At 70.7% G+C, this 15798-nt stretch carries 1 protein-coding gene; it reads right to left on the bottom strand.

All coding sequences use genetic code 11. The features are described 5' to 3' along the window. Positions 1–15301 (bottom strand): non-ribosomal peptide synthetase (locus tag D7X12_RS15660; RefSeq protein ID WP_120626077.1); only part of this gene is annotated, 15301 nt, incomplete at its 3' end. Between the last annotated feature and the right edge of the window lie 497 nt (positions 15302–15798).

Here is a 15798-nt window from a genome sequence, read left to right as displayed (position 1 = left end):
CGCGGTACCGGACGCGGTCGCCGGTGCGGTACATGCGGCCACCCGGAGGACCATGGGGCTCCGGGACGAAACGCTCCGCGGTGAGGTCCGGCCGCAGCAGGTAGCCGCGCGCCTGGCCTTCACCCGCGAGGTACAGCTCACCGGCGACACCTACGGGCACGGGCTGCAAGGCAGCGTCGAGGACGTAGGCGCGCGTCGCAGGCAGGGGCCGGCCGATGAGCGGCGCTTCCTCGCGCCCCACCAGCGAGCCCGTGGAGTACGTCGTGTCCTCGGACGGGCCGTAGAGGTTGTAGAGCTTGCGCACGGAGGGCAGGCCGTACACCTGCTTCGCCAACGTGTCCGGCAGCGCTTCGCCCGCGAGGTTGATGACACGCACTCCCACCGGCACCGCGCCCAGGCGCACGAGTTGAGCCATGGCGGAGGGCACGGTGTTGATGAGCGTCACCACCGACGCGGTGGACAGCTCCGCCAGGTGCAAGGCATTGCGTGCCACCACCACCGCGCCTCCGCTGGAGAGCGGGGCGAACAACTCGAACACCGAGAGGTCGAAGTTGAGGCTCGTCGCGGCGAGGACGCCCTTCAACTCCTCCGGCGCATAGGTCTCCAGGGCCCAGTGCAGGAAGGCCACGGCATTGGCCTGGGTGATGGCGACGCCCTTCGGACGGCCGGTGCTGCCCGAGGTGTAGATGAGGTACGCGAGATGGCCGGGGAGCACGTCCACGGCGGGGGCCGTGGTGGGCTGACGTGCCAGCTCCGCGTCCGTGTCCAGGCACACCGGCATGGCGGAATGCTCCGGCAACGAAGGCAGAAGGTGCGAGTGCGCCACCAGCGCGGGACCCTGAGCATCTTCCAACAGCCAGCCCAGGCGCTCACGCGGGTAGCTGGGGTCCAGTGGCACATAGGCACCACCGGCCTTGAGGATACCGAGGGCTCCAATGACGAGGTCCTCCGTGCGTTCCACGCAGAGGCCCACGCGCACTTCGGGCCCCACACCGAGGCCCCGCAGTCGGTGCGCGAGTTGATTGGCCCGTGCGTTCACCTCCCGGTACGTCAGGCGTCGCTCCGGAGTGATGACCGCCACGGCATCGGGCGTGCGGCGCACCTGTGCCTCCACCATCGCGGCAATGCTGGGCTCGCGCGCCGTCTCCGCCGTGCGCGGGTTCCATTCGACGAGAAGCTGCTGGCGTTCCGCGTCGGTGAGCAGCGGCAGGTCCGCGAGGCGGGTGTCCGGTTTCGTCGCGATGGCCTCCAGCAGCACGCCCAGGTGGCGGGCCATGCGCTCGACGGTCGAGGCATCGAAGAGGTCCGTCGCGTACTCCAGCGAGCCAACGAATCCCGTCGGCGCCTCGCGCAGCGCCAGGGTGAGATCGAACTTGGCGAAGTGCACTTCCAGCGGGAGCGCCTGGAACGACAGGCCCGGCAGGCGCAGTCCTTCAGAAGGCGTGTTCTGCATGCTGAACATCGCCTGGAAGAGCGGTCCACGGCTCAGGTCGCGCGTGGGCTGCAGGGCTTCGACGAGCTTCTCGAAGGGCAGGTGCTGGTGCTCGTAGGCCGCGAGCGTGGTGCCTCGCACCTGGGCCAGCAACTCGCGGAACGTGCTCCGTGGGTTCAATCGGGAGCGGAACACGAGCGTGTTGACGAAGAAGCCGATGAGGCCCTCCGTCTCCGCCTGCGTACGTCCCGCGATGGGCGAACCCACGCTGATGTCGTCCTGCGCGGTGTAGCGAGACAGGAGCACCTGGAACGCCGCGAGCAGCGTCATGAAGGGCGTCGCGCCTTCACGCTGGGAGAGGGCCTTGAGGGCGTCGGAGACCTCCGTGGGGATGCGCACGTCCACCGTGGCGCCCCGGTGCGACTGCGCGGGCGGACGCGGACGGTCCGTGGGCAGCTCCAACGCGGCGGGCGCACCCGTGAGCTGCTCCTTCCAGTAGCCCATCTGCGCCTCCAGCGCTTCACCCTGGAGCCACTCGCGCTGCCACGCCGAGAAGTCCGCGTACTGCACGGGCAGCGGCGTGAGGGTCGGCATGCTGCCCGTGCTGAAGGCCGCGTAGAAGGCGGTCAGCTCGCGGACGAGCACACCGATGGACCAGCCGTCGGAGACGATGTGGTGCATCGTCACCAGCAGCAGGTGCGTCTCTTCATCCAGCCGCACCAACATGCTGCGCAGCAGCGGGCCCGTGGCGAGAAGGAACGGACGGCGTGCCTCTTCGTCCGCCAGACGTCGGGCTTCCTCCTCCCGCCTCGCGTCGGGCAGGGCGGAGAGGTCCACGAGCGGCAGCGCCCAGCCCCCTGGGGCCTGGATGCGCTGCAGGGGCTGGCCCAGGTGCTCGTGGAAGGTGGTGCGCAGGGCCTCGTGGCGCTGGACGAGGGCCTCGAAGGCCTGGCGCAGGGCCTCCAGATCCAGCTGGCCGGTGAGCTGGAGCGCGGTGGGCAGGTTGTAGGACGCGTCCCCGGGCAGGAGCTGATCCAACAGCCACAGACGCTGCTGCGCGAAGGAGAGCGGAATGACGTCCCCGCGCGAGGTGGGCCGCAGCGGCGGTGCCTGGTGCGGCGTGCGCTGAGCCCCGTCGAGCCGCTTCGCGAGCGCTTCCACCGTGGGCGCCTCGAAGAGGGCTCGCAGGGGGAACTCCACGCCGAAGGCCGCGCGCATGCGCGAGACGAGCTGCGTGGCCAGCAGCGAGTGCCCGCCGAGCGCGAAGAAGTCATCGTGGATGCCGACGCGCTCCACGCGCAGCACCTCGGAGAAGCATGCGGCCAGCTTCTCCTCGGTGGCGGTGCGTGGTGCGACGAAGGCAGAGGCGCGTGGAGCGTCTCCCGGCTCGGGCAGGGCCTTGCGGTCCACCTTGCCGTTGGCGTTGAGGGGCAGCGCCTCCAGCACCATCAGCACGGAGGGCACCATGTACTCAGGCAGGTGCTGCTTGAGGCCCGCCTTGAGGACGTCGACGTCGAGCGTGTGGCCTTCAAGCGCGGTGACGTAGCCGACGAGGCGCTTGTCCCCGTCGCTTCCACGGGCGACGACGACGGCCTCGTTGACGCCAGCGGCGGCGCGCAGGGAGGTTTCGATTTCACCCAGCTCGATGCGGAAGCCCCGCACCTTCACCTGGAAGTCGACGCGGCCCTGGAAGTCGAGCGTGCCGTCCTCCCACCAGCGGGCCTTGTCGCCCGTGCGGTAGAGCCGCTCGCCGGGCGTCGTGGCGAAGGGGTGCGGAATGAAGCGCTCCGCGGTGAGGTCGGGGCGGTGGAGGTAGCCCCAGGCGAGGCCGGTGCCGCCGACGTACACCTCGCCCGCGACGCCCACGGGCACCGGGCGCAGGTGCGCATCCAGGACGTACGCCGTGGCGTTGGAGATGGGTCGGCCGATGGACACCGGGCCGTCCACCACCGAGTCACGGTGCAGGGGCAACGTGGTGGAGAACGTCGTGTTCTCCGTGGGGCCATAGGCATGCACCACCGTGGAGCCCAAGGGGAGACGGGGCAGGTGCGCGCGCATGCGTGCCCAGGGCATGACCTCGCCGCCGGTGAGGACCTGCGGCACCGCGGCCAGGGCTTCGGCCTGGTGCAGGGCCATCTGCTCGAAGAGCGCGGTCGTCATCCACAACGTCGTCACGCGGTGCTGGCGCAACAGCGCGGCCAACTCTTCCAGGGAGAGGGCATGCGGCGGCGCGAGGACGAGCTTCGCGCCGTGGAGCAGCGCGCCCCAGATTTCGAGCGTGGAGGCGTCGAAGGCAACAGGAGCGATCTGGCTCACGACCTCATCAGGCCCGAAGCGCATGAAGGTGCTGCCGAGCACCAGTCGGGTGATGCCCCGGTGGGGCACGCAGACGCCCTTGGGGCGGCCGGTGCTGCCCGAGGTGAACATGACGTAGGCGAGCGCTTCTCCGTCCACGTGCACGTCCGGCGCGTGCGTGGGCAGCGCGGAGAGGATGTCCTGCTGTGCGTCCAGCCAGACGCGGGTGCCGGTGGCGGGCAGCAGGGGCGCGAAGGGCTGGTGGGTGAGCACCACCTCGACGTCGGCATCCTCCAGGAGCGCGGCGATGCGCTCCACGGGGGCGTTGCGGTCCACCGGGACGAAGGCGGCACCGGCCTTGAGGATGGCGAGAATCGCGACCACGAGCTCGAAGGAGCGCTCGACGGCGAGACCGACGCGGGCGCCAGGCGTGATGCCGAGTGCGCGCAGGTGATGGGCCAGTTGATTGGCGCGGGCGTCGAGCTGGGCGTACGTCATGGGGGTGTTACCCAGGACGAGGGCCACGGCGTCGGGAGTCTGCTGCGCCTGACGCGCGAAGTGGAGATGGACGGGGACAGTCGTGGGGCTCTCCACCGTGGTGTCGTTCCACTCCACCAGCAGGCGCTGACGCTCTTCGGTCCCCAGCAGGGGCAGCTTCGCCACGGGCTGCTCGGGTGCTGCGACCATGGCCTCCAGCAACGTGTGCAGGTGGGCGGTCATTCGCTCCACCGTGCTCCGCTCGAACAGCGCCGTGCTGTACTCCAGGTTTCCGACGAAGCCTTGCGGCGAGTCCTGAAACATCAGGGTGAGATCAAACTTGGCCGAGCGTGTCTCGGCGGGCACTTGCTGGAAGGCGAGTCCCGGGACGCGCAAGGCTTCAGCGGGCGCGTTCTGCAGGACGAACATCACCTGGAAGAGCGGGCTGAGGCTCAAGTCGCGCGAGGGCTGGAGGACCTCCACCAGCTTCTCGAAGGGGACGTGCTGGTGCTCATAGGCAGCGAGCGTGGTGCCTCGCACCTGGGCCAGCACCTGCTGGAACGAAGCTTCCGGTGACAGCCGCGTGCGCAGCACGAGCGTGTTGACGAAGAAGCCGATGAGGCCCTCCGTCTCGGCCTGCGTACGTCCCGCGATGGGTGATCCCACGGAGATGTCGTCCTGCCCGGAGTAACGGGACAGGAGCACCTGGAAGCCCGCGAGCAGCGTCATGAAGGGCGTCGCGCCTTCACGCTGGGCCAGGGCCTTGAGGGCCTCGGAGACAGGCAGCGAGAGCCGCACGGGCGTCGTCGCCCCTCGATGCGACTGGATGGGGGGACGCGGGCGGTCGGTGAGCAGCTCCAGCGCGGCGGGCACTCCGGAGAGCTGCTTCTTCCAGAAGCCCATCTGCGCCTCCAGCGTCTCGCCCTGGAGCCACTCGCGCTGCCAGACCGTGAAGTCGGCGTACTGCACGGGCAGCGGCGCGAGGGCGGGCTCCTGGCCCGTCTGGAAGGCCGCGTACAGCGCGGTCAGCTCCCGGACGAGCACGCCCATGGACCAACCGTCGGAGACGATGTGGTGCATCGTCACCAGCAGCAGGTGCTCCTCTTCGCTCAACCGAACCAGCGAGGTGCGCAGGAGCGGGCCTGCTTCCAGGTCGAAAGCGCGCTGCGCCTCCTGGTTCGCGAAGTTTCGAGCCTCTGCTTCCCGCTGGGCTTCCGGTAGGGAGGACACGTCGGTGAGAGGCAGGGCCCACGCCATGGGCGCATGGATGCGCTGCGCAGGCTGGCCCTGATGCTGGACGAGGGTGGTGCGCAGGGTCTCGTGCCGTGCGACCAGGGCTTCGAAAGCGCGACGCAGGGACTCCACGTCCACGCGTCCCGTCAGCCGCAGGGCCGTGGGGATGTTGTACGAGACGTCGCCGGGGTTGAGCTGATCCAATAGCCAGAGGCGCTGCTGCGCGAAGGACAGCGGCGGGGCGCCCTCCGTGCGGGCCCGGGTGAGTGGAGGCAGGCGGAGGCTGGGGGCGTGGGACTGGAGGCGCGCGGCGAGCGCGGCGACGGTGGGCGCTTCGAAGAGGGCACGCAGCGGCAGCTCCACCCCCACTGCGCTGCGCACGCGTGAGACGAGCTGCGTGGCCAGCAGGGAGTGGCCACCGAGCGCGAAGAAGTCATCGTGGATGCCGACGCGCTCCACGCGGAGCACCTCGGAGAAGCATGCGGCGAGCTTCTCCTCGGTGGCGGTGCGTGGTGCGACGAAGGCAGAGGTGCGCGGAGCGTCTCCCGGCTCGGGCAGGGCCTTGCGGTCCACCTTGCCGTTGGCGTTGAGGGGCAGCGCCTCCAGCACCATCAGCACGGAGGGCACCATGTACTCAGGCAGGTGCTGCTTGAGGCCCGCCTTGAGGACGTCGACGTCGAGCGTGTGGCTTTCGAGCGCGGTGACGTAGCCGACGAGGCGCTTGTCCCCGTCGCTTCCACGGGCGACGACGACGGCCTCGTTGACGCCAGCGGCGGCGCGCAGGGAGGTTTCGATTTCACCCAGCTCGATGCGGAAGCCCCGCACCTTCACCTGGAAGTCGACGCGGCCCTGGAAGTCGAGCGTGCCATCCTCCCACCAGCGGGCCTTGTCGCCCGTGCGGTAGAGCCGCTCGCCGGGCGTCGTGGCGAACGGGTGGGGGACGAAGCGCTCCGCCGTGAGCTCGGGCCGGTGGAGGTAGCCCCAGGCGAGGCCGGTGCCGCCGACGTACACCTCGCCCGCGACGCCCACGGGCACCGGGCGCAGGTGCGCATCCAGGACGTACGCCGTGGCGTTGGAGATGGGTCGGCCGATGGACACCGGGCCGTCCACCACGGAGTCACGGTGCAGGGGCAACGTGGTGGAGAACGTCGTGTTCTCCGTGGGGCCATAGGCATGCACCACCGTGGAGCCCAAGGGGAGACGGGGCAAGTGCGCGCGCATGCGTGCCCAGGGCATGACCTCGCCGCCGGTGAGGACCTGCGGCACCGCAGCCAGGGCTTCGGCCTGGTGAAGGGCCATCTGCTCGAAGAGCGCGGTCGTCATCCACAACGTCGTCACGCGGTGCTGCCTCACCAGCGCGGCCAACTCTTCCAGGGAGAGGGCATGCGGCGGAGCAAGGATGAGCTTCGCGCCGTGGAGCAGCGCGCCCCAGATTTCGAGCGTGGAGGCGTCGAAGGCGACGGGAGCGATCTGGCTCACGACCTCATCAGGTCCGAAGCGCATGAAGGTGCTGCCGAGCACCAGTCGGGTGATGCCCCGGTGGGGCACGCAGACGCCCTTGGGGCGGCCGGTGCTGCCCGAGGTGAACATGACGTAGGCGAGCGCTTCTCCGTCCACGTGCACGTCCGGCGCGTGCGTGGGCAGCGCGGAGAGGATGTCCTGCTGTGCGTCCAGCCAGACGCGGGTGCCGGTGGCAGGCAGCAGTGGGGCGAAGGGCTGGTGCGTGAGGACCACCTCGACGTCGGCGTCCTCCAGGAGCGCGGCGATGCGCTCCACGGGGGCGTTGCGGTCCACCGGGACGAAGGCGGCACCGGCCTTGAGGATGGCGAGAATCGCGACCACGAGCTCGAAGGAGCGCTCGACGGCGAGACCGACGCGGGCGCCAGGCGTGATGCCGAGTGCGCGCAGGTGATGGGCCAGTTGATTGGCGCGGGCGTCGAGCTGGGCGTACGTCATGGGGGTGTTACCCAGGACGAGGGCCACGGCGTCGGGCGTGCGGTGGGCCTGGTTCGCGAAGTGGACGTGGACGGGGACAGTCGTGGGGCTCTCCACCGTGGTGTCGTTCCACTCCACCAGCAGGCGCTGACGCTCTTCGGCCCCCAGCAGGGGCAGGGCGGAGATGGCTGCATCCGGCCGCGCGGCGATGGCCTCCAGCAGGACGCCGTAGTGGCTCATCAGCCGCTGGACGGTGGCGGCGTCGAAGAGATCGCTGCTGTACTCCAGGAATCCCGTGAGGCCCTGGGGCACCTCGAAGAGCGTCAGCGCCAGGTCGAAGCGCGCGGAGTTGCCTTCCAGGGGAACCGTTTCAAAGGAGAGTCCCGGGACGCGCAAGGATTCAGCGGGCGCGTTCTGCAGGACGAACATCACCTGGAAGAGCGGGCTGAGGCTCAAGTCGCGCGAGGGCTGGAGGACCTCCACCAGCTTCTCGAAGGGGACGTGCTGGTGCTCATAGGCCGCGAGCGCGGTACCGCGCACCTGGGCGAGCAACTTGCGGAACGAGTCCTCGGGCTTGAGGCGCGCTCGCAGCACCAGCGTGTTGACGAAGAAGCCGATGAGGCCTTCGGCCTCCGCGTGCGTACGTCCCGCGATGGGCGAGCCCACGGAGACGTCATCCTGGCCCGCGTAGCGTGACAGCAGCAACTGGAACGCGGAGAGCAGCAGCATGAAGGGCGTCGCGCCCTCGCGCTGGGCAAGGCCCCGTAGGGATTCGGTGAGCGCCGAGGGGATGTTCACCGGCACCGTGGCACCGCGCCGGGACTGCACGGGCGGACGCGGACGGTCCATGGGCAGCTCCAGCGCGGAAGGTGCTCCGGAGAGCTGGTGCTTCCAGTAGCCCAGCTGCGTCTCCAGCACTTCTCCCTGCAACCACTGGCGCTGCCACGCGGCGAAGTCCGCGTACTGCACGGCCAGCGGAGCCAGGGAAGGCGCCTTGCCCTCGCTGAAGGCCGCGTAGCTCGCGGCCAGCTCCTTCACGAGCACGCCCATGGACCAGCCGTCGGAGACGATGTGGTGCATCGTCACCAGCAGGACGTGCATCTCCTCCGAGAGTCGCAGCAACGAGGTGCGCAGCAGCGGCCCGTGCACGAGGTGGAAGGGCTGGCGGGCCTCGCGGGTGGCAAGGCGCAGCGTCTCCGCTTCGCTCGCAGTCACGTCCAGCGCGGACAGGTCTTCAACGGGCAGGGCCCACGCTGCCGGCGCGTGGATGCGCTGAAGCGGCTGGCCCTCGTGCTCGAAGAAGGTGGTGCGCAGGGCCTCATGACGCTGGACGAGCGCTTCGAAGGCTCGGCGCAAGGCCTCCACGTCCAGGCGCCCGGTGAGGCGCAGCGCGACGGGGAGGTTGTACGACGCGTCATCCGGTACGAGTTGATCAAGGAACCACAGGCGCTGCTGCGCGAAGGACAGGGGCTGGGGGCCCTCCGTCCGTGTCCGGGTCAGGGGCGGCAGTCGCGTCGCGGCGCTGGCCTGCTGCAACAACACGGCGAGCTTGGAGATGGTGGGCGCCTCGAACAGCGCGCGCAGGGGCAGCTCCACATCGAAGGCGCTCCGCACCCGCGACGTCGCCTGCATCGCCAGGAGTGAGTGGCCACCCAGGTCGAAGAAGTTGTCCTCCACTCCCACCCGCGCCACGCCCAGCACCTGCGCCCACACCTGGGCCAGCAACTCCTCCGTCGGCGTGCGCGGGGCCACGTAGTGCGCCGTCTCCTGCGCGCCGTCCGGCGTCGGCAGGGCCTTGCGGTCCACCTTCCCGTTCGGCGTCAGGGGCAGCGCGTCCAGCACCACGAAGGCGGCCGGCACCATGTACTCCGGCATTCGCTCGCGCAGGAAGTCACGCAGCTGCACGTGGGGCGTGCCCTCCGGTGCCACCACGTACGCGATGAGGCGGCGCGGGTTCTCTTTCAGCAGCACCACCGCCGTGCGCACCGCGGGGTGCTTGCCCAGCACCGACTCGATTTCGCCCAGCTCCACCCGGAAGCCGCGCAGCTTCACCTGCGTGTCCGCGCGGCCCAGGAATTCGATGTTCCCGTCCGCCAGGTACCGCGCCCTGTCCCCGGAGCGGTACAGCCGCGCGCCCGGTGCCCCGTACGGGTCGGGCACGAAGCGCTCCGCCGTCAACTCCGGACGGTGGCAGTAGCCGCGCGTCACGCCCTCGCCGCCAATGTACAGCTCGCTCGGCACGCCCGCCGGAACGGGCTGGAGCGCCGCGTCCAGCACGTACATCCGCACGTTCGCGAAGGGCTTCCCAATCGGCACCAGCCGGTTGTCTCCCGCCTGCAGTGCGTCGCTTTCAAACCACGTGCTGTCGATGGTGGTTTCGCTGATGCCGTAGGAGTTGATGAGGCGCGTCTTCGCGCCAATCACCTCCCGGATCCGCCGGTACTCATTCACGTACCAGGCATCCGAGCCCGCGATGAGCACCTTCATCGCCTCCAGTCGCTGGCCCGTCTCCTCCAGGTGTTGCAACAGGCCTCGCAGCACCGCCGGGACGAACTCCGCGCAGTCGACGGCCTCCGCTTCCATCAATGCGTGCAGCTTCGGGGGCTCCAGCAGCCACTCGCGCGGGCACAGCACCAGCTTCGCGCCCGAGCCCAGGGCTCGGGACAGGTCGCCGCCGAAGACGTCGAAGGAGAAGCTCGCCATCTGCAGGTGGCTTCGGCATGCCTCCTTCAGCGCATAGCTTCGCTCCCAGCCCAGGTACGCATTCGTCCAGCTGCGGTGCGACACCATCACGCCCTTGGGCTTGCCCGTCGAACCCGAGGTGAAGACGACGTACGCCAGGTTCTCCGGCCGCGCCGTCTGGGCCGGGGCCTCGATGGACAGGCCCGCGCGTGCGGGGCCTTCCACGTCCAGCAGGTAGCGCGGCAGGCCCGGGGCCTCCACCGTGCCCTCCAGCGACTGCTGCGTCAGCAGCAGCGACATGCGCGACTCGGACACCATCAATGCCAGCCGGTCCGCCGGGTAGGACGGGTCCAGGGGCACATACGCGCCGCCCGCCTTGAGGATGCCCAGCAGCGCCACCAGCAGGCGCGGCGTGCGCTCCAGGCACACGCCCACCAGCACCTCGGGGCCCACACCCCGGCTTCGCAGGTGGTGCGCCAGCTGGTTCGCCTGCGTGTCCAGCTCGCCGTACGTCAGCGCCGCTGCTCCCGGGGCCACCACGGCCAGCGCGTCCGGCGCGCGGAGCGCCTGGGCTTCGAAGAGCGAGTGCATGCACGCCTCTGGGAGGGGCACGCGCGTCGCATTCCATTCCACGAGCACCTGCTGCCGCTCATCCCCCGCGAGCAGCGGCAGCGAGGACACGCGGCGGTCCGGCGTGGCCACGAAGCCCTCCACGAGCAGTCGCAGGTGCCGCATCATCCGCGTGACGGTGGAGGTGTCGAAGAGGTCGGTGGCGTACTCCAGCTCGCCCGTGAAGCCCTGCTCGCTCCGGCTGAGGGAGAGCGTCAGGTCGAACTTGGCGGACGCGCCCATGCGCTCCTCCAGCTGCACCTTCACGCCCGCCAGCGAGAGGTCCACCGCCGGGATGTTCTGCATGAGGAACTCCACGCTGAACATCGGCGACTGGCGCAGGTCGCGCATCGGCTGGAGTCGTTCGAAGGGCAGGTGCGGGTGGGCGAGCGCGCCCAGCGCCGTCTTGCGAACGCGAACCAGCAGCTCCCGGACGGTGGGCTCGCCGTCCAACCGCGTGCGGAGCACGAGCGTGTTGATGAACAGGCCCAGCAGCCCCTCCAGCTCCGCATCGTCGCGGCCCGCCACGGCGGTGCCGACGCTCACGTCGTCCTGGCCCGAGTAGCGTCCGAGCAGCGCCTGGAACGCGGCGAGCAGGAACATGAAGGGCGTGATGCCCTCGCGCACGCAGAACGCCTCCACGGCCCGGGTCAGCTCCAGCGGCAGCGCGACCGGCAACAGGGTGCCCGGACGCGCGTCGCGCGGCACGCGCGGACGGTCCGTGGGCAGCTCCAGCGCTGGCGGTGCTCCTTCGAACTGCTGGCGCCACCAGGCGAGCTGTCGCTCCAGCTCCTCGCCCGACAGCCACTGGCGCTGCCACGCGGCGAAGTCCGCGTACTGGAACGGCAGCACCGGCAGGACGGGCTGCGCCCCCGCGACGAAGGCCCCGTAGGCCGCCGACAGCTCGCGCATCAGGACGCTCATGGACCAGCCGTCGAAGACGGTGTGGTGGATCGTGAGCAGCACCAGGTGCTCATGCGTGTCCAGCACCAACGCCGACGCGCGCAGGAGCGGCCCCGCGGCCAGGTCGAACGGGTGCCGCACCTCCACCTCGGTGCGGCGCTTCACCTCGGCCTCGCGCTGCTCCGGGGAGAGGGCGCGCAGGTCCACCACCGACAGCATCAGCGGCGCGGGCGGTGCGATGCGCTGCACGGGCTCGTTCACGTCCGCCTGGAAGGTCGTGCGCAGCACCTCGTGCCGGTGCACCACCACCTCCAGCGCGCGCCGCAGGGCCTCCAGGCTCAGCGCTCCTGTCAGCCGCAGCGAGAACGGCATGTTGTACGCCGCGGAGCCGGGCGCGAACTGCTCCAGGAGCCACATCCGCTGCTGCGCCAGGGACGTGGGCAGCTTCTGCGTGCGCGGCACCGGCACGATGGGCGGTGGCGCGGCGACGCGCGGATCCTGGCTCGCCGCCGCGATGCGCGCCGCGAGCGCCTCCACCGTGGGCGCTTCGAACAGCACCTGCAGCGGCAGGTCCACCTGGAGCGCCGCGCGCAGGCGTGACGTCAGCCGCGTGGCGAGCAGCGAGTGTCCACCCAGCTCGAAGAAACCGTCGGTGGCGCCCACGCGCGGCACCTTCAACAGCGAGGCGTAGAGCTCCGCGACCTGCTGCTCCAGCGGCGTGCGGGGGGCGACGAACTCGCGCGCCGCCTCGGTGGCCGCGTCCGGGGAGGGCAGGGCCTTGCGGTCCACCTTCCCGTTGGGCGTCAGCGGCATCGCGTCCAGCACCACCAGCGCGGACGGCACCATGTAGTCGGGCAGCCGCTCCTTCATGAGCGTCCGCAGGGCCTGGGCCTCCAGCGTCTGACCGGACCGGGGCACCACGTAGCCCACGAGTCGCGCGTCGGCCGCGCTGCCCCGCACCATCACGATCGCGTCGCGCACCCCCGGCGCCTGCCCCAGCACCGCTTCAATTTCACCCAGCTCGATGCGGTAGCCGCGCAGCTTCACCTGGGTGTCGACGCGGTGGAGGTATTCCAGCACCCCGCTCGCGGCCCAGCGCACGCGGTCGCCGGTGCGGTACACGCGGCCGCCCGGCACGCTACCGTAGGCGTCCGGGAGGAAGCGCTCCGCCGTTTGATCCGCCCGGTGGAGGTAGCCGCGCGTGACGCCCTCGCCGCCGATGAACAGCTCGCCCGGCACGCCGCGCGGCACCGGGTGCAGCCCGCTGTCCAGCACGTACACCCGGGTGCCGGAGATGGGACGGCCAATGGGCACGCTGCCCGTGCCCGTGCGCACCGCGTGCGCGGTGGACCACACCGTCGTCTCCGTGGGGCCGTACACGTTCCACAGCACGCCGCAGCGCGGGAGCAGCGCCTCGGCCAGCTCGCGCGGCAGGGCCTCGCCGCCGATGAGCGCCGTCAGCCCCCGGTCCTCCCAGCCCGCCTCCAGCAGGAGCCGCCAGGTGCCAGGCGTGGCCTGGAGCACCGTGGCGCCCCGCTGCTGGAGCAGGCCCGCGAGCCTCGCGCCGTCCACCGCGATGTCGCGCGATGCGATGACGACCTGGCCTCCCACCGACAGCGGCAGGAACAGCTCCAGCACCGCGATGTCGAACGACAACGTGGTGACGGCCACCAGCACGTCCTTCGCGGACAGCCCCGTCGTCTCCCGCAGGGCGGCGAGGAAGCGCGCCACCGCGCCGTGCGGCACCTGCACGCCCTTGGGGCGGCCGGTGGAGCCGGACGTGTACAGCACGTAGGCCACGGCCTCCGGCATCACGGCGTCGCGCAGCGGCGAGCCGTCCTCCGCCGCGATGGCCTCCGCGTCCCCGTCCAGCAGCACCACGCGGGCGGAGTGCGGGGGCAGGACGGACGACAGCGAGCGCTGCGACACCAGCACCGGCATGCCGCTGCTCTCCACCATGTACGCGAGGCGATCCGCCGGGAACGCCGGATCCAACGGCACGTAGGTGCCCCCGGCCTTCAACACGGCGAGCACCGCCACCAGCATGTCGAGCGAGCGCTCCACGCACAGGCCCACGCGCACCTCGGTCCCCACGCCCAGGCGGCGCAGGTGCCGCGCCAGCCGCGAGGCCCGCGCCTCCAGGTGCGCGTACGTGAGCGACTGCTCCCCGAAGACGGCGGCGACCGCGTCCGGTGTGAGGTCCGCCTGGGCCTCGAAGGCGCCGTGCTGCGAGCCCCACGGCAGCGGGGTTGGGCGGGGAGGCTGCCAGTCGGACAGCACCTGCTGGCGCTCGGCGTCGGTGAGCAGCGGCAGCCGCGACACCGCCTCCTGTGGACGGGCGACGGCCCCCTCCAGCAGCACGCGCAGGTGCTCCGTCATGCGCGCCACGGTGGGCGCGGTGAAGAGGTCGGTGTCGTACTCGAGGAAGCCCTTGAGGCCGTGCTCCGTCTCCAGCACCTGGAGCGTCAGGTCGAACTTCGCCGTGTGCGTGTCCAGCTCCAGCGCCTCCAGCTTCACACCCTCCACGGTGGACGCGCCACGGAAGGATGCCTGGAGCGTGAGCATGACCTGGAAGAGCGGCGTGCGCCCCTGGGTGCGCTCCGGGCGCAGCTCCTCCACGAGTCGCTCGAAGGGCAGCTCCTGGTGCTCCTGGGCCCCCAGCACCATCTCCCGCACCTGGCGCAGGAGCGCGCGGAAGGACGCGCTGCCCTCCACCTGCGTGCGCAGCACCTGCGTGTTGACGAAGAGGCCGATGAGCCCCTCCACCTCGCCGCGCGTCCGACCCGCCATCGGCGAGCCCACCGTCACATCCTCCTGGCCCGCGTACCGGGACAGCAGCACCTGCCAGCCTGTCAGCAGCACCATGAAGAGCGAGGCGCCTTCTTGCTGCGCCAGCGCCTTCAGCGCATCCATCAACTCGCGCGACAGGAGCACGTCGTGCCGGGCCCCTCGCCCCCTGCGGACCGCCGGGCGGGGATGGTCGGTGGGCAGCTCCAGCGCGGAGGGCACTCCGGCCAGCTGCTGCTTCCAGTAACCGAGTTGCTTCTCCAGGTGCGGGCCCTGGAGCCACTCGCGCTGCCACACGCCGAAGTCGGCGTACTGCACGCCCAGCTCTGGCAGGGCCGCGGGCACGCCGCGAGCGAACGCGCCGTAGAGCAGCGCCACCTCGCGCACCAGCAGCGTCATCGACCAGCCGTCGGAGACGCTGTGGTGCAGCACCACCACGAGCAGGTGTTCGTTCGGGCCGGACGTCAGCAGCAGGGCGCGCAGCAGCGGACCCCGGGCGAGGTCGAAGGGCCGGGCCGCCGCCTCGCGCGCCAGGCGCCAGAGCTCGTCCGGCGCCGCGCCGGTGAGCTCGCGCCGCTCCAGCGTGAGCACCGGCTCCGGGGAGATCACCTGCACGGGCCCGGCTTCGCCCTCGCGGAAGGTGGTGCGCAGCACCTCGTGTCGGCGCACCACCTCGCGCAGCGCGCGCTCCAGCAGGTCCACCTTCAGCGGACCTTCCAGGCGCACCGCCACGGGCACGTTGTACAGGGGGCTGCCCGGAGTGAGCTGGTCGATGAACCACAGCCGCTGCTGCGCGAAGGACAGCGGCAGCGGGCGCGTACGGTCCTGGAGCGGGATGAGCCCACGCACGACGTTGCCCGCGGGCTTCTGCGCGGCCATCTTCTTCAAGAGCTCGGCGCGCTTTTCCAGTGAGAGGTTCGCGATCCGCTTCGACAGCTCGTTGCTCATCTCAAGAACTCCGCACTCGGGAACGCCATCGCGCGCGAACGCCACCCCAGGCCGGTGGTGGCTTTCACGAGAACTCCGACCTGCTTCATTTGCCGGGTTGCCCCCCTGCGCCGCTCTCCCGGGAGAGACGCGAGGTGGGTCTGATTCACGGGGTCGAGATTATTCTTCCAGCAAGCAACCTGTCATGGGGCCGTCCCGGGCCCCGCCTGGAACAATCCATGTATTCGCAGGATTGCGCTGGTACCCGGAAGGCAGGGACGGAAGGACGTCGGGTGTCCTCCCGAGTGAAACCGGGCCCTCGGGTCGCCTCCTCGATTGGTGGGGAAACAGGCCTGGAGCGGCTGCTGAGACAGCAGGTGCTTGCAGCCGAGACATGTTTCAGCGGGCGCCTCTGGAGGGGCGAGCCTGTGACACGCCGATGCCTTCCCGGGCCGCAGTCAGGGCCATGGGGCGAGCGCCGGAACCCGGTGGGTTGGCGGGGGCGGCGCAACCCTCCC

Source organism: Corallococcus sicarius (assembly GCF_003611735.1).
GTDB classification, from domain to species: Bacteria; Myxococcota; Myxococcia; order Myxococcales; family Myxococcaceae; genus Corallococcus; species Corallococcus sicarius.
Note: the sequence above shows the minus strand (reverse complement) of the source record. Positions and strands in the feature narration are given on the sequence as shown.